Here is a 21,699-nt window from a genome sequence, read left to right on the forward strand (position 1 = left end):
TCGCCTCCACCATATCTGGTAGGGAGCGGGGCTCTCTCCCCGTCCCTTGGTATAGAAAACCAGCCGCTTGCGGTGCATCGCACCCTGTTGACTGGATAATACAAAGAGGTGGCACCATGGCACTTTCCGAGCATCACCTGGACGACGAGATTCATCCGATCGACATTGCCGAGCATCTGGCTGCGCATCACGACTGGGATTTCGACAGGGTCGGCGACGATCAGATCGCGATGTCGGTGGAGGGGCAATGGCGCACCTATTCGCTGACGCTCGCCTGGTCCGGCCACGAGGAATGCCTGCGGCTGGTCTGCAGCTTCGAGATGGAGCCGCCGGAGGCCAAGCTGCCGCAGCTCTACGAGCTATTGAACGCGATGAACGACCAGTGCTGGGACGGCGCCTTCACCTATTGGCCGGACCACAAGCTGATGCTGTTCCGCTACGGGCTGATGCTGACCGGCGGGCAGGTGCCCTCGCCGCAGCAGATCGACGCGATGATCAACGCCGCGGTGGCGCAGTCGGAACGTTACTACCCGGCGATCCAGCTCGCGGTCTGGGGCGAACGCCCGGCGGCGGAGGCGATGCAGGTCGCCATTGCGGAGGCCTACGGGCGCGCGTAAACCTTTGCCCTGAACCGGAGGACCTATAGGGGAGGGGCAAGATGGACATGCAGGATATCGCTGCGCGCGGCCTGGTGCTGCTGGGCTGCGGCAAGATGGGATCGGCGATGCTGGCCGGCTGGCTGGAAGGCGGTCTGCCTGCGGCTTCGGTCTGGGTGATCGACCCGCGCCCGTCGGAGTGGCTGCGGGAGATCGGCGTCAACATCAACGCCGATCTCCCCTCCGATCCGGGCATCGTGCTGATCGCGGTGAAGCCGCAGATGATGGGCGTGGCCTTGCCCAGTCTGCAGGCCTTCGGCAATGGCAGCACGCTGTTCATCTCGGTGGCGGCGGGCACCTCGATCGCCACTTACGAGGACATGCTGGGCAGCCAGACGCCGATCGTGCGGGCCATGCCCAACACCCCCGCAGCCGTTGGCCGCGGCATCACCGCGCTGATCGGCAACGGCCACACCGGCCAGGAGGACCTCGCCCGTGCGGAGGCGCTCCTGTCTGCGGTGGGCCAGACCGTGAGGCTCGAAAACGAAGGCCAGATGGACGCGGTGACGGGGGTCAGCGGCTCGGGGCCCGCTTATGTTTTTCACCTGATCGAAACGCTCGCTGCCGCGGGCGAGGCGCAGGGGCTGCCTGCGGAGCTTGCTATGCAGCTGGCCAAGGCCACCGTCGCGGGTGCCGGTGCGCTGGCGGAGGCGGCCCAAGAGAGCCCCAGCCAGCTTCGCGTCAACGTGACCAGCCCCAATGGCACCACCCAGGCGGCGCTTGAGGTGCTGATGGACGCAGAAAACGGCTTCCCGGCGCTCCTGAAGCGTGCGGTGACGGCGGCAACAGAACGCTCTAAGGAACTGTCCCGTGGCTGAAATTTCTTTTGATGACTTCATGAAGGTCGACATCCGCGCGGGCGAAGTGGTGCGCGCCGAACCCTACCCGGAGGCGCGCAAGCCTGCGATCAAGCTCTGGGTCGATTTCGGCCCGGAGATCGGCGTGAAGAAGAGCTCGGCGCAGATTACGGCGCATTACACGCCGGAAACGCTGGTGGGCAAGCACGTGCTGGCGGTCGTAAACTTCCCCCCCCGGCAGATCGGCAGGTTCATGTCCGAGGTCCTGGTGCTGGGTCTGCCGGACGAAACTGGAGAGATTGTGCTGGCGGGCCCGGACGGGAAGGTGCCGCTGGGCGGGAGGATGCACTGAGATGAAGGTCCTGATCACACGTCCGATGACCGCGGCGGTGGAGGCACGGGCGCGCGCCGCCTTTGCGGAGCTGGAGATCCGGGAGAGCACCGCGGTGCTGAGCGAAGCCGAGATGCAGCGCGCGCTTACGGAGTTCGACGTGGTTGTGCCGACACTGGGCGATGCGTTTTCGGCAGAGGTCTTTGCCAGGGCCGGCAGCCCCCGCTGCAAGCTCTTGGCCAACTTTGGCGTCGGCTACAACCATATCGACGTGGCAGCCGCGCGCGCCGCGGGGGTTGAGGTGACCAACACGCCCGGCGCGGTGACCGATGCCACCGCCGATATCGCGCTGACGCTGATCCTGATGTCGGCGCGCCGCGCGGGCGAAGGCGAGCGGCTGGTGCGCGCCGGCCAGTGGCAGGGCTGGCATCCGACCCAGATGCTGGGGCATCATGTCACCGGCAAGCGCGTTGGCATCGCCGGTATGGGCCGGATCGGCCAGGCCATCGCGCGGCGCTGCCACTTCGGCTTTGGCATGGAGGTGTCCTACGTGGCGCGCTCCACGAAAGCGCTGGATTTTCCGGCCACCCGCGCGGACAGCCTCTTGGCGCTGGCGGCAGACGCGGATTACCTTGTCGCGGCGGTGCCGGGCGGTTCTGAAACTCGCCACATGATCGACACCGATGTGCTGGCGGCGATGCCCGCCCACGCGCATCTCATCAACATCGCGCGCGGCGAAGTGGTGCAGGAAGCGGCGCTCATCGAGGCTTTGCAGGCAGGCCGGATCGGCGGCGCGGGGCTGGATGTCTACGAGTTCGAGCCGAAGGTGCCGCAGGCGCTGATCGATCTGGATAATGTGACCCTGCTGCCGCATCTGGGCACAGCGACCGAAGAAGTGCGCAGCAACATGGGGCACATGGCGCTCGACAATGCGGCGGCCTTTATTGCGGGTGCGCCGGTGCCGAATCCGGTCTGAGACTTAGCGGGCATGGGCGAGGGGCAGCTCAAATCCGCAGTGCCGCTTACCCGCTGGCGCCGCCCTCGGGCAGGTCGCCAACCGCCTGGCGCCAATGGCGGCGGCAGAGCGACACATAGGTCTCGTTGCCGCCGATCTGCACCTGGTCGCCCTCGGTCAGCACCCGGCCCTCGCCGTCCTGGCGCACCACCATCGTGGCTTTCTTGCCGCAGTGGCAGATGGTGCGCACCTCGCGCATCTCGTCGGCCAGCGCCAGCAGCGTCGCCGAGCCGGGAAACAGCTTGCCCTGGAAATCCACCCTGAGCCCGAAGGCCAGCACCGGCACCCGCAGGTCATCCACCACGCGCGCCAGCTGCCAGACCTGCTCCGGCGTCAGGAACTGCGCCTCGTCGACGAAGATTGCCGCCACTGCCCCGCGCGCCAGCCGCGCTTGGATGCGGGCAAAGAGATCGTCGCCCTCGGCAAAGGTATCGGCGCGCTCACCGATGCCGATGCGCGACGCAATCCGGCCCGGCCCGGCGCGGTTGTCGAGCTGGGCGGTCAGCAGGTAGGTCTCCATGTCATTTTCGCGGTAGTTGTGCGAGGCTTGCAGCAGCACCGTCGACTTGCCCGCGTTCATGGTGGAGTAGTGGAAATAGAGTTTCGCCATGGCCGCGGGTTTAGCCGCTGGGGGCGGCAAGGGAAACCTCAAACCGGGCCGGCACCGGCCGCTGTTGCAGGGGCGTTGCAGAAGGCCCGCCGGGGCAGCAACGGCAGGGGCGAAATACCCCGCGTGCGGCCGCTGACATCCCCCGGCGAGCGCAGTTTCCGGGCAGATCAATTGCCCCCTCCGCGCAACGTCACTCACTCGTTGCGGCAGGCACCACATAATTAGTGCGGAAGGTATCACGGCACTCGCTAGGTCCCCGGAACCCTTAGGGATGGATAAGGTTTCGCAATTCCCTTACAACTTTGGCATGGGAATTATTAAGCTCCGTTCCCCATAGCGGGCGGGGCACGCATACCAAGCAGGAATTCAATGGCAGACATTGGCACTTATCTGAAACAACATACAGAGGCGCTGGTGAAGGACGTGGGCATCGAAGCCGCCTGTCAGATCACCGGCAAATCCAAGGCAACGCTGGGGCGCTATTATTCCGAAAACGACGAACACGCCGACCGCTTCATCCCCGTGGATGCGGTGGCCCGGCTGGAGGGCGCGGCCTCCTATCCGCATGTGACCTCGGCGCTGGCCGAGCTGAAGAACATCACGCTGTCCTACAACGGCAACGGCACCGCGTCAGAGGCCGGGCGCAGCGGCGGGGTTAATGCCGACGTGATCGCGCTGAGCCAGCGCTTTGCCCAACTGATGAGCGAATACCAGGCGGCGATTGCGGACGGCATCATCACCGTGAACGAGGCCAAACGGCTATTGCGGGAAACCGTGCTTCTGCAGCAGGTCCTGCTGGACATGAAGCTGCACCTGGAAGAGGAAAGCGCCTGACCGGCCTGGACCGCAATGCGGGCCCGCCTCTACGGCAAAGCAGCGGAAACGCCTCAATGAGAGGTTGAGTTTTTCGCCTCTCACGATGCGGCGCGGTTGCCCCTGGCACCGCGCTTTTCGTTTTTTTGGCCCCGGCGCATATATTTACGTGAGGTTCCACTGCTGGACGGCGGCAAATGTAATCTTTGTCACAGGGAATTCAGGCGAACCGGTGTATAGGCACCGCCCTGGGTCCCCTTGCCCAGCAGGCATCGCGGCACCAGGCGGCCAATTTCCGGCCGGCACCGTCGGAGAAGGAGAGAGAGAATGCGATTGATACCACTCCTGACCGCTTTTGCGGCGCTGTTACAGCTGGGCCAGGGCGCGGCGCAGGCGCAGGATGCGCCAAAGCCGGTGAAGCTGATCCAGACCGCTTCCGGCGCGGCGCAGATGGAGCGGCAGTTCTTCGGCCAGGTGGCTGCCAAGCAGACGGTGGACCTCGCATTTCAGGTGGGCGGGCAGATCCTCAAATTCCCGGTGACCGAGGGCAGCATTGTGCCCAAGGGCGCACTGATCGCGGAACTGGACCTTGAGCCTTTCGAGCTGAAGCTGGAACAGGCGCAGCTGCAGAAGGCCCAGGCCGACCGCACCGTGGCGCGGCTGGAGAAGCTGACCGGCACCGTGAGCCAGGTCTCCATTGACGATGCCGAAACCGAGGCCGGACTCGCCCGCGTTGCGCTGCGGGATGCGGAATACGCGCTGGAGCACGCCACGCTGAATGCGCCGTTTGATGCGCTGGTCTCCAGCCGCGAGGCCGAGCAGTTCGCCACCGTCAGCGCCGGCACCCCGATCGTGCGGCTGCATGATCTGTCGGAACTGCATATCGAGGTGGATGTGCCGGAAATCCTGTTCCAGCGCGCCGACGAAAGCGATGTGGCGCGGATTTTTGCGACCTTCCCCGGCCAGCCCGGCGAATACCCGCTGGAGATCCTGGAATTCGATGCCGAGGCGAGCAGCGTCGGCCAGACCTACCGGGTCACCTTCCGGCTCGACCCGCCCGAGGAACGGCAGATTCTGCCCGGCGCCTCCGCCACCGTCACAGTGACGGTGGACACAGGCATTCAGGCAATCCGCCTGCCCGCTACGGCGCTGGTGATCTCACCCGAAGGCAACACCGGCGTGATGGTCTTCAATGCCGCAGACGAAGAAGCCGGCGCCGGTACCGGCACTGTGGCCTGGCAGCCCGTCGAAGTGGAGGCCACCCAGTATGGCGATTTCCGCGTGGCCGAGGGGCTCAGCGGCGGCGAGGAAGTCGTGCTGACCGGCGGCAGTGCGCTGAAGGACGGCCAGGCGGTTACCCGCTTCCGCGGCTTCGGCAACTGAGGCACGGATCATGGACATTGCACGCGCCTCCATCAACCGGCCGCTCTATACCTGGCTCATCATCCTCGCCGCGCTGTTTGGCGGCATCTGGGGGTTTCTGAACCTCGGCCGGCTGGAAGACCCGGCCTTCACCATCAAACAGGCGGTGATCGCCACGCAATACCCCGGTGCCAGTGCGGAACAGGTGGCGCTTGAGGTTTCCGAACCGCTGGAATCGGCGATCCAGAAGATGGGCGAGGTGAAGCTCATCACCTCGATCAACCAGCCTGGCCGCTCGCTGATCGAAGTCGAGATGAAGGACATCTACGATGGCGGGGAGCTGCCGGAAATCTGGACCAAGCTGCGCGCCAAGGTGCGCGACGCCGCCCGCAACCTGCCCGATGGTGTCAGCGAGCCTTTCGTGAACGATGGCTTCGGCGATGTCTTCGGCCTGTTCTACGCGGTCACCGCCGAGGGCTACAGCGACGCCGAAAAGCACGAGCTTGCCACCTTCCTGCGCCGCGAGGTGCTGGCCGTGGACGGTGTTGCCGACGTTGAGGTCGCGGGCCTGCCGCAGGAGGCGGTCTTTGTAGAGCCGGACCTGCCGATCCTGGTGAACCAGAACATTCCCGTGACCTCGGTGGGCACTGCGCTGGCCACTGCGAACTCGGTCCGGCCGGCGGGCTCGCTGGAGGCGGGAACGTCGGACACCCGCATCAACGCGCCCGAAGGCTCGGACTCGGTGTCCGAAATTGCGGGCCTCTCGATCGGCTCGCAGGGCGAGGTTGTCAACGTGATCGACATGGCCAGCGTTCACCGCGGCCGCATCGACGACCCCGACCTGATCATCCGCTACGACGGCACCGAGGCCTTCACCCTCGGCATTGCGGGTCTGGCGACCGAAAACATCGTTGAGGTCGGCAAACGCGTTGATGCCAAGCTGGCGGAGCTGGACAGTCAGATCCCCTATGGCGTCGAGCTGAAGCCGGTCTACCAGCAGCATGTGGTGGTGGAGCAAGCCTCCAACGACTTCCTGGTGAACCTCGCCATGTCCGTCACCATCGTGGTGGTGGTGCTGGCGGTCTTCATGGGCTGGCGCGCCGCTATCGTGGTCGGCTCCACGCTGCTCCTGACCGTGGTAGGCACGCTGATGTTCATGAACTTCTTCTCGATCGAGATGGAGCGGATCTCGCTCGGTGCGCTGATCATCGCGATGGGGATGCTGGTCGACAATGCCATCGTGGTCGCCGAAGGCATGCAGATCTCCATGTTGCGCGGCAAGGCATCGCGCGAGGCGGCGCATGATGCGGCCTCCAAGACCCAGATCCCGCTTCTGGGCGCGACGGTGATTGGCATCATGGCCTTTGCGGGCATCGGCCTCAGCCCGGATTCCGCGGGCGAGTTCCTGTTCTCGCTGTTTGCGGTGATCGCGATCTCGCTGCTGCTGAGCTGGCTGCTGGCGCTGACGGTGACGCCGCTTCTGGGCCATTACTTCTTCAAGCAGGGAAAGGAGGGCGGCCAGGACGCCTACGGCGGCATCCTGTTCCGCATTTACGGCAAGCTGCTGCGGCTGTCGCTGAAGCTGCGCTGGCTGGTCGTGGCCGGGCTCATCGGTGTCACCGTCCTGTGCTTTGCCGGCTTCGGCATGGTCAAGCAGCAGTTCTTCCCGAACTCCAACACACCTTTGTTCTTTGTGCATTACAAGCTGCCGCAGGGCACTTCGATCCAGACCACCTCGGAACATCTGAAGGTGTTCGAGGAATGGCTGGCCGAGCGGGAGGATGTGGTCTCGGTGGCTTCCTTTGTGGGGCAGGGGGCGACGCGCTTCATGCTGACCTACTCGGCGGAGAAGGCAAACCCCAGCTACGGCCACATGATCATCCGCACCCCGGGACTGGAGGCGATCCCGCAGCTGCAGTCCGAGTTGGAAGCCTTCGGCCAGGCCCGCTTCCCCGAAGGCGAGTTCCGCACCAAGCGGCTGGTCTTCGGCCCCGGCGGCGGCGATCCGATCCAGGTGCGCTTTTCCGGCCCCGACCCTGCGGTGCTGCGCCAGCTGGGCGCGGAGGCGATGACCCGGCTGGAGGCGGCCTCCGACGATATCCTGAGCGTGCGGCACGACTGGCGCGAGCAGGAGCTGGTGCTGAAGCCGGTTTACGCCACCGACCGCGCCCAGACCGCGGGCGTCACCCGGGAAAACATCGCGGATACGCTCCAGTTTTCCACCGACGGCGTGCGCGCCGGGGTGTTCCGCGAGCGCGACCGGCTGATTCCGATCATCGTGCGCCGCCCGCGCGATGGCCGCTACAACATCATGGACCAGGTGGTCTATGCCAGCTCTTCGGGTCAGTTTGTTCCGCTGGAGCAGATGATCGATGGCGTCGATGTGGCGGTGGAGAACACGCTGGTGCACCGCCGCGACCGGGTGCCAACGCTGACCGTGGGCGCCGACATTCCGCCCCACCTGACCGCGGCCACTGTCTTTGCCCAGGTGCGCGGCAGCATCGAGGAGATGCATATCCCGCCCGGCTACCGGATGGAATGGGGCGGCGAGCACGAGGATTCGGCGGATGCCAACGCCAGCCTCGGCAAGCAGCTGCCGGTGACGCTCTTGATTATGGTGCTGATCTCGGTGCTGCTGTTCAACGCGATCCGCCAGCCGGTGATCATCTGGCTCCTGGTGCCAATGTCGGTCAACGGCGTGGTGATCGGGCTTTTGGGCACCGGCCTGCCGTTCACCTTCACCGCGCTCCTGGGGCTGCTGAGCCTCTCGGGCATGCTGATCAAGAACGGCATCGTGCTGGTCGAGGAGATCGACCTGGTGCGTGCCACTGGCGTGCCGCTGCGCGAGGCCATCGTGGAAGCATCGGTGTCGCGTCTGCGGCCGGTGATGCTGGCGGCAGTGACCACGATCCTCGGCATGGCGCCCCTGCTCACCGATGCCTTCTTCGTGTCGATGGCGGTGACGATCATGGGCGGGCTGGCTTTTGCCACCGTGCTGACGCTGGTGGCGGCGCCGGTGTTCTACCTGATCTTCTTCGGCCGCGACGAAAAACGGGAGAAGGTGCAGGCGGAGCTCGCCACGGCCTGAAAGTGATTGGCAGGCCTCCTGCTGCGGGAGGCCTGCCGGCGGCTTGCCGGACTACTGAATAGCCAGCCAGCCGAAGGAGAGCGGAGCTGCGCATTGCCGCCGCTTGGGCGCGCGCCGGCGATGCGCGGCGGTCTTCGGCCTTGTCCCGCGCTGGCGGCATCCGGGGCTGTTTCCCGCTGCGCGCAGGCGACCCGCCTCAGATAAACGGTATCAGCGGCACGCCGCAGGCGGAGAGGGCCAGAAGTCCGAGAAAGGGAAGGATCAGGCGCATCGGGCGCTCCATTTTGCTGCACGTTCCGCGTAATTGTGCCGCGGCGAAGCAGGGCGTGCAATCGCCGGGTCCTGAAAGTTTAGGCAGAATTCTCCGGGCTGTTATCCCCGTTGTTCTGCCCCCCTTCCGGCCGGGTTCGGCGCGGGCCTGCCTCTCCGGCTGCCAAGGCCGTTTTGCCCCGCCAGGGCAAATCCGCCAGCTGCAGCCAGCATCACCGCCAGCGCCAAGGCCACCAGCGCGAGATAGGCCAGCAATATCGTTTCTGCGGGCACGGTGTGGTTGAGCTGCCAGAACACTCCAAGCGCTGCGGGCATGTACCACGACACCACCGAGACCGCGCCGGATGCAAGGAAGCAGCCGCGCTGCCAGGGCGCGGTGCCCTCAAACAGGGAACGGCCGGTTTGCCGCTGCAGGAAGGGCAGGATCATCAGGTGAATGATGCCGCCGTTGAGGGTGAGCACGGCGACGATCAGAAGCTTCGCATGCACCTTGGGGTTGGCAAGCTTTTCGGGCTCGGTCAGCGCATAGAGGAAAAGGAACCCTGCGCCGGTCAGCCAAAGCAGTTTCAGCCCCGCGCCGATGACCTTGGAAGCAAAGACGGCAAAGGCCGCGGTGTCGGGCGAAACATGCCGCAGGATGGCAAAGCGCAGCAGCATCAGGTCCAGAAGCGTCGCCCCGCCCAGCCCGGCCGCCAGCCCCACAAAGTGGAGGAAGCGCAGGACGCTGCGCGTGCTGGCGGCTGGGTCGCTTTGAATGAGGTCGGAGAGAACAGTTGGATACATGGATGGCCTTTGGGGATTCTCTGCGGCAACGGCGCCGGTGGTGCGCAATAGTGATAATGAGAATCATTATCAATTTGCAAGCGAAATTGCCTCTGCCGGAGGCTGCCAATGCAAAAAGCCCCGGGACACGCGCCCGGGGCTTTGACTGCCGTCACTCTTTCCACCTGCGGGGCAGGGGATTCAACCTTGCAGCGATTTCACCTCGATTTCACCCTCGGCCTGCGCCTTGATCGCGCGGGCGGCGGCATTGGCGCCGGCGGCCGTGGTGAAATAGGGGATCTTGTCATACAGCGCGACCGAACGCATTTCTTTGCTGTCCTCGACCGCCTGCGCGCCTTCGGTGGTGTTCATCAGGAGCTGAACGGTGCCGTCTTTCAGCATGTCCACCACATGCGGCCGGCCTTCGTAGACCTTGTTGACCAGCTCGCACGGCACGCCCTGGCCTTCGAGCCACGCCTGGGTGCCGCGGGTGGCGACCAGGGTGAAGCCCTGCCCGACCAGGATCTGTGCGGCCTCCAGCATCAGCCGGCCTTTGTCGGCATCCTTGATCGAGATGAAGGCGCGGCCTTCGGAGGGCAGCACCATGCCCGCCCCCATCTGCGCCTTCAAAAAGGCGCGGGCAAAGGAGCGGTCCCAGCCCATGACCTCGCCGGTGGAGCGCATTTCGGGTCCGAGGATGGTGTCGACACCCGGGAAGCGGGCAAAGGGCAGCACCGCCTCCTTGACCGAGAACCAGGGCATGTCGGGGTCGGCCAGTGTCATCGGATCGGCGATCGGGGTGTTGACGTCATAACCTGCATCGGGCCCGTAGGGCGGACGTTGCGGAAAGTTCGACAGCGGCTCGCCCGCCATCACCCGCGCGGCGATGGAGGCGATGGCGCTGTCGGTGGCCTTGGCGACAAACGGCACGGTGCGCGAGGCGCGCGGGTTGACCTCGATCAGGAAGATCTCTTCCTTGCCCTCGTCGTTTGCCTTGATCGCGAACTGCACGTTCATCAGGCCCACTACGTTCAGCGCCTTGGCGAGCGCGCGGGTCTGCTCCTTGATTTCCGCGATGATGGCGGCATCCAGCGAGTAGGGCGGCAGCGAGCAGGCGCTGTCGCCCGAATGCACGCCGGCTTCTTCGATGTGCTGCATGATGCCCGCCACATGCACATCGGTGCCGTCGCAGATCGCGTCCACATCCAGTTCCACCGCACCGGAGAGGTAGCTGTCGAGAAGCACCGGGCTATCGCCGGAGACCACCACAGCTTCGCTGATGTAGCGTTTCAGGTGATCCATGTCGCGCACGATCTCCATCGCGCGGCCGCCCAGCACGTAGGACGGGCGGATCACCAGCGGGAAGCCGATGTCTTCTGCAATTTCAAGCGCCTGCGCGTCGGTGGAGGCAATGCCGTTCTTCGGCTGCTTCAGCCCCAGCTTGTTGACCAGGTCCTGGAACCGCTCGCGGTCCTCGGCCAGGTCGATGGCGTCGGGAGAGGTGCCGAGGATCGGGATGCCTTCGTCCTGCAATGCATCGGCCAGCTTCAGCGGGGTCTGGCCGCCGAACTGCACGATGACGCCATGCAGGGTGCCGTTCTGCTGCTCTGCCCGCAGGATCTCCATCACGTGCTCGAAGGTGAGCGGTTCGAAATACAGCCGGTCGGAGGTGTCATAATCGGTCGACACCGTCTCCGGGTTGCAGTTGATCATGATGGTCTCAAAGCCCGCATCGGTCAGCGCGAAACAGGCGTGGCAGCAGCAGTAGTCGAACTCGATGCCCTGGCCGATCCGGTTCGGCCCGCCGCCGAGGATCACGACCTTCTTGCGGTCCGAGGGACGCGATTCGCATTCCACTTCGCCAAAGGCCGGGGCCTCGTAGGTCGAGTACATGTAGGGGGTCTGCGCCTCGAACTCGGCAGCACAGGTGTCGATGCGCTTGAACACCGCGTTGACGCCGAGGTTCTGGCGGGCGCGGCGCACGTTGTCCTCGTCGCGCCCCGTGAGCTTGCCGAGGCGGGCATCGGTGAAGCCCAGCATCTTGAGCGCGCGCAGACCGTCCTCGCGCAGCGGCAGGCCGGTCCTGCGCAGTTCGGCCTCGGCCTCGACGATCTCGCGGATGCGGGCCAGGAACCAGGGATCGAACTTGGTGACGGCGTGAATCTCATCGTCGCTCAGCCCGTGCCGCATGGCCTGGGCAATGGTGCGCATCCGGTCCGGGGTCTGCTGGCTGATCGCCTTGATCACGGCGGCCTTGTCTTCCGCGCCAACCGCGTCCCAATGGCCCACGCTCACGCCGGGGATGGTCACCTCGTCAAAGCCGGTGAGGCCGGATTCCATCGACGCCAGCGCCTTTTGCAGCGACTCGTGGATGGTGCGGCCAATCGCCATCGCCTCACCCACCGATTTCATCGCGGTGGTCAGGTAAGGTTCGGCGCCGGGGAACTTTTCGAAGGCGAATTTCGGGATCTTTGTGACGACATAGTCGATCGACGGTTCAAACGACGCGGGCGTCACCTTGGTGATGTCGTTGTCCAGCTCATCGAGCGTGTAGCCCACCGCCAGCTTGGCGGCGATCTTGGCAATCGGGAAACCGGTCGCCTTGGAGGCCAGCGCCGAGGAGCGGCTGACGCGCGGGTTCATCTCGATCACCACCATGCGGCCGTCTGCGGGGTTGACCGCCCACTGCACGTTGGAGCCGCCGGTTTCCACCCCGATCTCGCGCAGCACCGCAATCGAGGCGGTGCGCATCATCTGGTATTCCTTGTCGGTCAGCGTCAGCGCGGGCGCCACGGTGATGGAATCGCCGGTGTGCACACCCATCGGGTCGATGTTCTCGATCGAGCAGACGATGATCGCGTTGTCCGCCTTGTCGCGGACCACCTCCATTTCGTATTCTTTCCAGCCCAGGAGGCTTTCGTCGACCAGGATCTGGTTCACCGGCGAGGCATCCATGCCGGAGCGGCAGAAATGGATGTAGTCCTCGCGGTTGTAGGCCACGCCGCCGCCGGTGCCGCCGAGCGTGAAGGCCGGGCGGATGATCGCGGGCAGGCCGATTTCGTCCAGCTCCGCCAGCGCCATCTGCACGCCCGCTTCCAGATCAGCGCTGCCATTGGCCTTCTTCGGCGCCGTGACGATGGTGGCGCGCGGGTTTTCCAGGCCAAGCCGGTCCATCGCCTCGCGGAACAGTTTGCGGTCCTCGGCCATCTCGATAGCGTCGCGCTTGGCGCCGATCATTTCGACTCCGAATTTCTCCAGCACGCCCATTTCCTCAAGCGCCAGCGAGGTGTTGAGCCCGGTCTGCCCGCCCATGGTCGGCAGCAGCGCGTCGGGGCGCTCCTTTTCAATGATCTTGGCAACCGCCTCGGGGGTGATCGGCTCGATGTAGGTGGCATCAGCGAGGCCCGGATCGGTCATGATGGTGGCCGGGTTGGAGTTCACCAGAATGACCCGGTAACCTTCCTCGCGCAGCGCCTTGCAGGCTTGGGCGCCGGAGTAGTCGAACTCGCAGGCCTGGCCGATCACGATCGGCCCCGCTCCAATGATCATGATCGACTGGATGTCGGTTCTCTTAGGCATGGCCGTTTTCCTTCGGTTTTGCGCGCGCTGCTGACGTGGACAGATGACGTGACTTTCGGGCGCGGGCGGGCGCCCAAATTGTCCTGCTTTATAGGGATGGGCGCGAAAGGTTCAAGGGGGATCGGAAACGGCGCCGGAAATGCCGCTTCGCCCCCTTTTGTTCGCAATGCGAACGGTTATACCTCCATCCTGGATGTTATGGAGGTGGCGGTGCGGATTCGCTTTGACCAGGGGCCGGCAGGGCCGGGCACATGTTTCAGCCAGCCGCTGCGCCTGATCCAGGCAGCAGAGCCGCAGGAGGTGCCGGGTGCGCTGGCCGCGCTGGATAAGGCACGCGCCGAGGGGTACTGGCTGGCGGGCTATGCCACCTACGAGCTGGGCTATGTGCTGGAGCCGAAGCTGGCGGCGCTGATGCCCAAAGAGCGCCGGCTGCCGCTTCTGTGCTTTGGGGTTTATCAGGAGCCGCCAAACAATACGCCGCCAAACAGTACAGAGGGCAGCGTCCGGGCGCTGCCTGGCGTGCCGCCGGGCGAACCAGGGCTAAAAGGCATCACCCCCCGCTGGAGCGAAGACCGCTACGCCGAAGCCTTCGCCGAGGTGAACCGCAACATCGGCAAGGGCGACATCTACCAGGCCAACCTGACGTTCCCGATCGATGCGGAAGCCCATGGCTCTGCCGGCGCGCTCTATGCCGCGCTTCAAGCCAAGCAGGCCGTCGGCCATGGCGCGCTGATCGAGCAGGAAGGCTTGCCGGACATCCTGTCGCGTTCACCGGAATTGTTCTTCCGCACCGATGCTGCAGGCCGCATCGAGACCCGCCCGATGAAAGGCACCCAGCCGCGCAGCGCCGACCCGGCAGAGGACGCCCGCCGCCGCGATTTCCTGCGCCAGGACGAAAAGAACCGCGCCGAGAACCTGATGATCGTCGATCTTCTGCGCAACGACATCTCGCGGCTGGCCGAAACCGGATCGGTGCATGTGCCGGAGCTGTTTGCGGTGGAAAGCTACGCCACCGTGCACCAGATGGTGTCGCGGGTGGCGGCGCAGCTGCGTCCCGGGATTGGCCTTGCGGAGATTTTCGCGGCGCTGTTCCCCTGCGGCTCGATTACGGGCGCGCCCAAGATCCGCGCGATGCAGATCCTCGCCGGGCTCGAGCCCTGGCCGCGCGAGATTTATTGCGGCAGCATCGGCTGGGCCGCGCCGGACGGATCGTCCGAGTTCAACGTGGCGATCCGCACGCTGATGCTGGAGGAAGGGCGCGCGACGCTGAACGTGGGCGGCGGCGTGGTCTGGGACAGCACCGCCGCATCGGAATATGAGGAGGCGCTATGGAAAGCCCGCTTTGCCCAGATGGCACCGGACGGAGGAACCCCGGCGGCCGGAATGCCATCGGCACGGATCCAGCTTTCCGCCTGATCGAGACCTTCGCCTGGATACCCGGAGAGGGCATCGCGCGGGCGGGCCTGCACTTCGCGCGGATGGCCGCCTCGGCGACTGAGTTCGCTATTCCGTTCGACCCGGCGGCGGCGCGGGCGCGGGTGGCGTCGGTGGAAGGCGAGGCCCCGCTGCGCTGCCGGATGACACTGGCCCCGGACGGCACACTGGCATTGGAAACCGCGCCGATGCCCGCCGCAGCGAGCCGCTGGCGCTTTGCCATCGCGGCCGAACGGCTCGACCCCGCGGACCCCTTCCTGCGCCACAAGACCAGCCGCCGCGCGCTTTACGACCGGGTGCGGGCTGGGTTGCCCGGCGGCGTGGAGGAGATGGTCTTTCTCAACACCCGCGGCGAGGTCTGTGAGGGCACGATCACCAATATCATTGCCGCCACTCCAGAGGGCACGCGGCTGACTCCGCCGCTTGCCTCGGGCTGTCTGCCCGGCGTCTACCGGCAAAGCTGTCTCGACGCCGGAACCTTGCGCGAAGCGGTGTTGAGCCCCGCGGATCTGGCCGGGGCGTCCCGCATCTGGCTCACCAATGCCTTGCGCGGCGCGATCCCGGCCGTCTGGCGCGAAGATTGCGCGGTCTTCCGAGAGCTTCAGGGTCACCGCTAACGCCAGCCGGGCGTCTCCCGCGGGCGCGCGCAGCCCCGCTGGCGCCGGGCAGCGGCAGGACGCGGCAGGCTGCGGGAGCCGCCCCCGTTTGCCGGATCAGCCGCGGTTCCGCGCCCGCTGGACCTGCCCGCCGCTCGCCTTCGCGCCGCAGCCGGGCCCGGCCCGAACCAGCCGCCAAGCGTGGCGGAATCGCCCAGTTTGCTTGACAAGCGAGCCGCAACCTTGTGTATCGGCCCGGACGTATTTCACGCCGCGCCAGCGCCCCCGAAGGCTGTCGGTTCGCGGCCTGCCCGAACAATCGACCCGTATAGCGAAAGGTCACCCCATGCACGCTTACCGCAGCCATACCTGCGCCGAACTGACCAAATCCAACGTCGGCGAAACCGTCCGCCTGTCGGGCTGGGTCCACCGCGTCCGCGACCACGGCGGCCTCCTGTTCATCGACCTGCGCGACCACTACGGCATGACCCAGGTGATGGCGGACCCGGACAGCCCGGTGTTCGCCGCGATCGAGAAGGTCCGCAGCGAATGGTGCATCCGTATCGATGGCGAGGTGAAAGCGCGCGACGAAAGCCTGGTGAACCCGAAGATCCCGACCGGTGAGATCGAGGTGTTCATCCGCGACCTTGAGGTTCTGGGCAAGTCCGAGGAACTGCCGCTGATGGTCTTCGGCGATCAGGAATACCCCGAGGAGACCCGCCTGCGCTACCGCTACCTGGACCTGCGCCGCGAGAAGATGCAGAAGAACATGCTCCTGCGCTCCAACATGGTGGCCTCGATCCGGCGCCGTATGTGGGACATCGGCTTCAATGAATACCAGACCCCGATCATCACCGCGTCGTCGCCTGAAGGCGCGCGCGACTTCCTGGTGCCCTCGCGCCTGCACCCGGGCAGGTTCTACGCCCTGCCGCAGGCGCCGCAGCAGTTCAAGCAGCTGATGATGGTCTCGGGCTTTGACAAGTATTTCCAGATCGCGCCCTGCTTCCGCGACGAGGATCCGCGCGCCGACCGCTCCCCGACCGACTTCTACCAGCTTGACATGGAGATGTCGTTCGTCACCCAGCAGGATGTTTTTGACACCATCGAGCCGGTGATGAAGGGCGTGTTCGAGGAGTTCGGCGGCGGCCGCAAGGTGGACCAGGAGTGGCCGCAGATCTCCTACCGCGATGCGGCGCTGTGGTATGGCACCGACAAGCCGGACCTCAGGAACCCGATCAAGATGCAAGTGGTCTCCGAGCATTTCCGCGGCTCGGGCTTTGCGATCTTTGCCAAGCTGCTGGAGCAGGACGGCACCGAAATCCGCGCCATCCCGGCGCCCAAGGGCGGCTCGCGCAAGTTCTGCGACCGGATGAACGCCTTTGCCCAGAAGGAAGGCTTGCCGGGCATGGGCTACATCTTCTGGCGCGAAGGCACAGAGGGCATGGAAGCGGCCGGCCCGCTGGCCAAGAACATCGGGCCCGAGCGCACCGAAGCGATCCGCCAGCAGCTCGGCCTGGGCGTCGGCGACGCGGCCTTCTTCCTCGGCGGCAAGCCGAAGAGTTTCGAAACCGTGGCGGGCAAGGCGCGCGTGGTGATCGGCGAGGAGCTGGGCCTCACCGAAAAGGACCGCTTCGCATTTGCCTGGATCGTGGATTTCCCGATCTACCAGGAGGACGAGGAGAGCGGGAAGCTGGACTTCGACCACAACCCGTTCTCGATGCCCAAGGGCGGCATGGAGGCGCTGGAGGGCGATCCGCTGGCGGTGACCGGCTACCAGTACGACCTGGCTTGCAACGGCTATGAGCTGGTCTCCGGCGCGATCCGGAACCACAAGCCGGAGATCATGTTCAAGGCCTTTGAAATCGCCGGGTATGGCGAGGACGAAGTCAAGAAGCGCTTTGGCGGCATGGTCAACGCGTTCCAGTACGGCGCGCCGCCGCACGGCGGCTGCGCGGCTGGCATCGACCGGATGGTGATGCTGCTGGCGGATGAGGCCAACATCCGCGAGGTCATCATGTTCCCGATGAACCAGCGTGCCGAGGATCTGATGATGAACGCGCCCTCCGAGCCGGCGCCGGAACAGCTGATGGAGCTGAACCTGCGGGTGATCCCCCAGGACCAGTAAGTTCTGCAGCAGACAGCAATCGCTTCAGGCCCGGGCCCGCAAGGCCCGGGCCTTTTCTGTATCCGTCCGCCGCAGGCGCCGGAATTTTCAAAAATTCCGGCCCGGAAAACACGGTGTTTTCCGTCCCGTTTTCCGTGCCGGAAAACGGCTGCGCCAAACTGCGACGGAAGCGGCGGCATTCTGCGTATCACCAGAGATTGCGCTGTGGAGCAAAGAGGCGATGCGCTAGGCTGCTCACGCGCAGACTGCGGCAAGGGAGAGCGGAACAATGGCTTACAACGCGGAACTGGCCGCGATCCGGTTTGGCACCGGCCTGTCGCCTGCCATCGCACCGCCCGTTTCGGCTGGTGCCATGCTGGCGCTGCTGCAAGGGCCGGACCGTATGGCGGAGCGCTTCCCGGTGCTGAGCTTCGGCACGGCCTTGGAGACCAGCAGGGAGTTCATCCGGCTGCGGCGGCAGAAGAACAAGCTGCGCGGCCAGCCGGGGTATGAGGCCGCGGAAAAAGCCTATCGCACCGTCCGCCGCAAACAGGGGCGCCTGCGGCTGGACTGGCACCGCCAGCGCCTGTTGCGCTGGTGCCGCACCGAAGACGGGTTCCGCGAGCGGCTGGCGCTGTTCTGGGCCGACCACTTCACTGCGCAGGGCAAGTCCGGCGCGTTCCGCCACCTCGCGGCACCTTACGCCGAAACCGTGATCCGTCCGCACCTGTCCGGCCGGTTCGAAGACATGCTGACCGCCGCCGTCACCAGCCCCTTGATGCTGCACTACCTGGATCAGAACCGCTCGGCCGGGCCGGGCAGCCGCCGGGCAGACCGCGCAGGCCGTTCGGGCCGCGCCGCCGGATTGAACGAGAATCTGGCACGCGAGGTGCTGGAGCTGCATACGCTGGGCGTGGGCGGACCTTATACCCAAACCGATGTGCGCCAGCTGGCGGAGCTGTTCACCGGGCTGACCTACACCGTGAAGGACGGCTTTCGCTACCAGCCGGGCATGGCAGAGCCGGGGGCGGAAACCGTTCTGGGGCAGAGCTATGGCGGCGGCCGGCCGCGGCTGGAGCAGGTGCTGGAAGCACTGCGCGGCCTCGCCCGCCACCCTGCCACTGCCCGCCACCTGGCGCGGAAGATTGCGGTGCATTTCCTGTCCGACCAGCCGCCCGAGGCGCTGGTTCAGCATCTGGAGACCCGCTACCTGGACACCGGCGGCGACCTCGCGCAGGTCTATGCCGCGATGCTGGAACATCCCGCAGCTTGGCAGCCGGAGCTTGCCAACGTGAAGCCGCCCTTCGGCTTCATCGCCTCGGCCTGCCGCGCCTTGGGCGTATCCGAGCGCGAATTGGGGGCGCTGAACCCAGGGCAGGTGCGCGGGCTCCTGATGGCGCCGCTGGCAGTGATGGGGCAGCGCTGGGAATTCTCCTCAGGCCCGGATGGCTGGCCGGAGGCGGACAGCGCCTGGATCACCCCGCAGGCGCTGGCCGCGCGGCTGCGCTGGAGCATGAGCGCGCCGCGCCGCCTCCTGGAGCCGCTGCCCGACCCGCGCGCCTTTGCCCAGGCCGCACTGGGCCAGTTTGCCGCGCCGCGGGTGGAGTTTGCCGCCCGCGCTGCCGAAACCGAAAGCGAGGGCGTCGGCCTGGTCCTGGCTTCGCCCGCCTTTCAGCGCCGGTAACAGGAGTTCTGATGATGCAGCTGACCCGCCGTGCCTTGCTTGCCCGCTCCGCCGCCCTTGGCTGCTCACTGGCGGCGAGCCCCCTTGTGACCCCGGTGAGCTTTGCCGCCGCCCCCTGGGATACCCGCCTGGTGGTCATCATCCTGCGCGGCGGCATGGACGCGCTCGACGTGGTGCAGCCCTATGGCGACGCGCAATTCGCAGGCCTGCGCCCGACGCTGCAGGGCGGACCAGGCGCGGGCGCCCCGGACTTGGACGGTTTCTACGCCCTGCACCCGGGCCTTGCGCCGCTGATGCCGCTCTGGCGCAAGGGCGAACTGGGCTTCGTGCAGGCGGTCTCCACTCCTTACCGCGACCGGCGCAGCCATTTCGACGGCCAGGACCTGCTGGAAGCAGGCACACCCGGGCTGGGACAGGCCGATGGCGGCTGGCTGAACCGTTTCCTGCAGCAGATCCCCGGGGTCGAGCCGCGCACCGCCTTTGCGATTGGCCAGGAGCGGATGCTGCTTCTGGAGGGCGCAGCACCGGTGGCGGAATGGGCGCCGGGCGCGAGCCTTGCGATGAGCCCCCAGGCGGAGCGGTTGGCGGCGCTGCTGATGGAGGACGACCCGCTGTTCCACGCCGCGCTGAACGAGGCGCTGGAGCTGACCCGCGCTGATCCCGGCTTCGGCGCCGGAAGCGGGGACGCGGAGGACGCGGAGGACGCAGGGAGTGCAGCGGCGCAAATGGGCATGATGCAGGCGCCGCCGGGCAAGGCGCATCAGCAGGTGGCGGACTACGCCGCCGCGCAGCTGCGCGGCGATACGCGGATTGCAGCCTTTTCGATCAACGGCTGGGACACGCACAGCCGCCAGGCGGGCGCGCTGAAGGCGGCCCTGGGCCGGTTGTCTGACACCGTCCTGGGCCTGCAGAGCGGCGTCGGGCCGGAAGTTTGGGGCAAGACCGCAGTTGTGGCGGTCACCGAGTTCGGCCGAACCGCGCGCGAGAACGGCACCGGCGGCACCGATCACGGCACTGGCGGTGCGATGCTGCTGGCAGGCGGCGCGATCCGCGGCGGCCGGGTGCTCGGGCGCTGGCCCGGGCTGGCCGAGGCCGATCTCTACGACCGCCGCGACCTGATGCCGACGGACGACCTGCGCCGCCAGCTGGCCTGGCTGCTGCACGGGCTGGCCGGCGCCGGGCAGGGGGATCTGGAGCGCAAGGTGTTTCCCGGACTGTCGATGGGGGGTGATCCGGGTCTGCTGCTGTAGCGCTTGCTGGGGCGGTGCCGGAGGCCTGTCCCTTTGCCGCCTCTGGCCGCTGTAGCGGAACCGGCATATTTGCCTGGAGCATCGGTTTTCGCTAGGGGCTTGCGTGAGATCCGGCCGGTTTCGGCCGATATGCGGTCTTGTGACCGACCTCTTGGACATGCGCGAAGGTGTTCGTTTCCTTTGCGCCAGGAGAGGGCCGGACGCTTGGTGCTGTCCCGGCGGGACCGGTGCGCCCACCATCCTGTGACAGGCGCAAGCCAAAGCGGGCTTCCCGGGTTGCCCAGGGCCAGGAGCGCGGGCGGCAACGCCGCTTCGGGCGGCCGCCTAGCGTTCCGGCGGGTGCAGGATCAGCGGGCGGCTGGCGGCGCGGCGGCGGTTGCGGCGAATGCCGCGGGCCTCGAACCAGGCCTGCGCATAGAGCACGATGGCGAGCGCCGCGAGGGTGGTCAGAAACGTCCCGATCATCTCAGATGGCGGCCGGGCGCTGCAATCGTTCCTGCACAAGACCGGCGATGGCGGCGGTATCGCAGGCCAGCGGCCCGCCGTCCTGCCGGGCCTGCGCCAGGCGGTCGGCGGCATCGGCCAGCGGGCGGTCTCCGGCGCTGCGGGCAACACCGCCGAGGAACTGCGCGATGTAGTCGAGCGCCTGCCCGCCTTGCGATTCGTTCAGCACGTCGGCGGCATGGGCCATGTCGTCGCGGAAGGCGAGGAAGTCGGGCTCCACCGTTTCGTCCTCCAGCGCGCGCGGGCCGGGCATCCCGCGGCCGAGCGGCATGCAGGAGAGGATCGCCTGCTGGAATGCCGCAAGCGAGGTGATCGGCTTGGGCAGGAAACCGGCGGCACCGGCCTCCAGTGCGGCGTCCTCCAGCGCGGGATCGCCGGAGAGCGCCAGGATCACGCCGGGGCGCGGGCTTGCGTCCATCAGCTCTCGGATGAGATCCAGGCCGGAGCCGTCCGGCAGGCCGAGATCGGCGATCAGCACGGAGGGCCGGTAGGTCTGCAGGTGGCGGCGCGCCGATTTCAGGCAGTCCGCGCGGCGGATGCGGGCGCCGCTGCGCAGGCAGAGGAGGCGCAGCGCTTCGCAGGCAAAGCGGCTGTCCTCGACCACAAGTATGGTCAGCCCCAGCAGCGGGCGGCGGGTGGTCGGCAAACGTTGTGCCGCGGCAAACAGGTCCAAATCGTCCATAACTAACAAGCTCCTTGCGGGAATCTCCGTGCAGGTCGACTCTGACGCTAGGGAGACTAGGCTAATTCCGGGTTAACGGCAGGTCCCGTGCGGATTGGCGCACTTGCCCGCGTCCCGGCTGCCGCGCATAAGCGGGGCAGGAATGACAGTGAGAGGAGCACC

The 21,699-nt window shown here is 66.4% G+C and carries 17 protein-coding genes; 12 read left to right on the plus strand and 5 right to left on the minus strand.

All coding sequences use genetic code 11. The features are described from left to right. Positions 1–116: 116 nt before the first annotated feature. From ACOHX0_RS09335 to ACOHX0_RS09350, 4 genes are read left to right on the plus strand one after another with little or no spacing between them, the layout of a single operon-like run. Positions 117–617: a type III secretion system chaperone family protein gene (locus tag ACOHX0_RS09335; RefSeq protein ID WP_420676405.1), complete on the plus strand. Its 501-nt coding sequence runs from the start codon at positions 117–119 to the stop codon at positions 615–617. Positions 618–658: 41 nt separating this feature from the next. After that, positions 659–1,474, plus strand: a complete 816-nt coding sequence (gene proC / locus ACOHX0_RS09340) for a pyrroline-5-carboxylate reductase (RefSeq protein ID WP_420676406.1) — start codon at positions 659–661, stop codon at positions 1,472–1,474. Then, on the plus strand, positions 1,467–1,805 hold the full coding sequence (locus tag ACOHX0_RS09345) for a tRNA-binding protein (protein ID WP_420676407.1): 339 nt from the start codon (positions 1,467–1,469) through the stop codon (positions 1,803–1,805). Before proC ends, ACOHX0_RS09345 begins: the two co-directional genes overlap by 8 nt. Before the next feature lies 1 nt (position 1,806). After that, on the plus strand, positions 1,807–2,760 hold the full coding sequence (locus ACOHX0_RS09350) for a 2-hydroxyacid dehydrogenase (RefSeq protein WP_420676408.1): 954 nt from the start codon (positions 1,807–1,809) through the stop codon (positions 2,758–2,760). Positions 2,761–2,806: 46 nt separating this feature from the next. Here ACOHX0_RS09350 and ACOHX0_RS09355 read toward each other — a convergent pair whose 3' ends face one another. Beyond that, entirely contained in the window at positions 2,807–3,409 is a 603-nt protein-coding gene (locus tag ACOHX0_RS09355; protein ID WP_420676409.1) for a thymidine kinase, read from the minus strand. A gap of 369 nt (positions 3,410–3,778) precedes the next feature. Here ACOHX0_RS09355 and ACOHX0_RS09360 point away from each other — a divergent pair, with 369 nt between their 5' ends. The 3 genes from ACOHX0_RS09360 to ACOHX0_RS09370 all read left to right on the plus strand — a co-directional run bounded on the left by ACOHX0_RS09360 (position 3,779) and on the right by ACOHX0_RS09370 (position 8,672). Continuing rightward, the gene (locus ACOHX0_RS09360) at positions 3,779–4,243 is read left to right on the plus strand and encodes a hypothetical protein (RefSeq protein WP_420676410.1); all 465 of its coding nucleotides are present in this window, start codon (positions 3,779–3,781) and stop codon (positions 4,241–4,243) included. Between the two features lie 306 nt (positions 4,244–4,549). After that, on the plus strand, positions 4,550–5,605 hold the full coding sequence (locus ACOHX0_RS09365; RefSeq protein ID WP_420676411.1) for an efflux RND transporter periplasmic adaptor subunit: 1,056 nt from the start codon (positions 4,550–4,552) through the stop codon (positions 5,603–5,605). Between the two features lie 10 nt (positions 5,606–5,615). Continuing rightward, complete coding sequence (locus tag ACOHX0_RS09370) at positions 5,616–8,672, plus strand: efflux RND transporter permease subunit (RefSeq protein WP_420676412.1); 3,057 nt, start codon at positions 5,616–5,618, stop codon at positions 8,670–8,672. Positions 8,673–9,044: 372 nt separating this feature from the next. On the opposite strand, the gene ACOHX0_RS09375 is transcribed toward ACOHX0_RS09370, so the two are convergent. Next, positions 9,045–9,725 carry a hypothetical protein gene (locus ACOHX0_RS09375; RefSeq protein WP_420676413.1) on the minus strand — a complete coding sequence of 227 codons (681 nt, stop codon included), beginning with the start codon at positions 9,723–9,725 and terminating at the stop codon, positions 9,045–9,047. Positions 9,726–9,905: 180 nt separating this feature from the next. After that, positions 9,906–13,283 (minus strand): carbamoyl-phosphate synthase large subunit, encoded by a 3,378-nt coding sequence (gene carB / locus ACOHX0_RS09380; protein WP_420676414.1) that lies wholly within the window; start codon positions 13,281–13,283, stop codon positions 9,906–9,908. Positions 13,284–13,493: 210 nt separating this feature from the next. Here carB and ACOHX0_RS09385 point away from each other — a divergent pair, with 210 nt between their 5' ends. The 5 genes from ACOHX0_RS09385 (at position 13,494) to ACOHX0_RS09405 (ending at position 20,351) form a co-directional block, all read left to right on the plus strand. Continuing rightward, positions 13,494–14,699 carry an aminodeoxychorismate synthase component I gene (locus ACOHX0_RS09385; RefSeq protein ID WP_420676415.1) on the plus strand — a complete coding sequence of 402 codons (1,206 nt, stop codon included), beginning with the start codon at positions 13,494–13,496 and terminating at the stop codon, positions 14,697–14,699. Further along, positions 14,612–15,334, plus strand: a complete 723-nt coding sequence (locus tag ACOHX0_RS09390) for an aminotransferase class IV family protein (RefSeq protein ID WP_420676416.1) — start codon at positions 14,612–14,614, stop codon at positions 15,332–15,334. The genes ACOHX0_RS09385 and ACOHX0_RS09390 overlap by 88 nt, the downstream gene beginning before the upstream one ends. A 325-nt stretch (positions 15,335–15,659) precedes the next feature. Next, positions 15,660–17,438 (plus strand): aspartate--tRNA ligase, encoded by a 1,779-nt coding sequence (gene aspS / locus ACOHX0_RS09395; protein WP_420676417.1) that lies wholly within the window; start codon positions 15,660–15,662, stop codon positions 17,436–17,438. A 268-nt stretch (positions 17,439–17,706) separates the two neighbouring features. Beyond that, on the plus strand, positions 17,707–19,101 hold the full coding sequence (locus ACOHX0_RS09400) for a DUF1800 domain-containing protein (RefSeq protein WP_420676418.1): 1,395 nt from the start codon (positions 17,707–17,709) through the stop codon (positions 19,099–19,101). A gap of 14 nt (positions 19,102–19,115) precedes the next feature. Beyond that, positions 19,116–20,351, plus strand: coding sequence for a DUF1501 domain-containing protein (locus ACOHX0_RS09405; RefSeq protein ID WP_420676467.1), 1,236 nt, complete (start codon positions 19,116–19,118; stop codon positions 20,349–20,351). 324 nt (positions 20,352–20,675) lie between these two features. Here the strand turns inward: ACOHX0_RS09405 and ACOHX0_RS09410 are convergent, their stop codons facing one another. After that, complete coding sequence (locus tag ACOHX0_RS09410; RefSeq protein ID WP_420676419.1) at positions 20,676–20,816, minus strand: hypothetical protein; 141 nt, start codon at positions 20,814–20,816, stop codon at positions 20,676–20,678. Between the two features lies 1 nt (position 20,817). Then, positions 20,818–21,537 (minus strand): response regulator, encoded by a 720-nt coding sequence (locus tag ACOHX0_RS09415; RefSeq protein ID WP_420676420.1) that lies wholly within the window; start codon positions 21,535–21,537, stop codon positions 20,818–20,820. Between the last annotated feature and the right edge of the window lie 162 nt (positions 21,538–21,699).

This window comes from Cribrihabitans pelagius, assembly GCF_048820915.1.
Lineage (GTDB): Bacteria > Pseudomonadota > Alphaproteobacteria > Rhodobacterales > Rhodobacteraceae > Cribrihabitans_A > Cribrihabitans_A pelagius.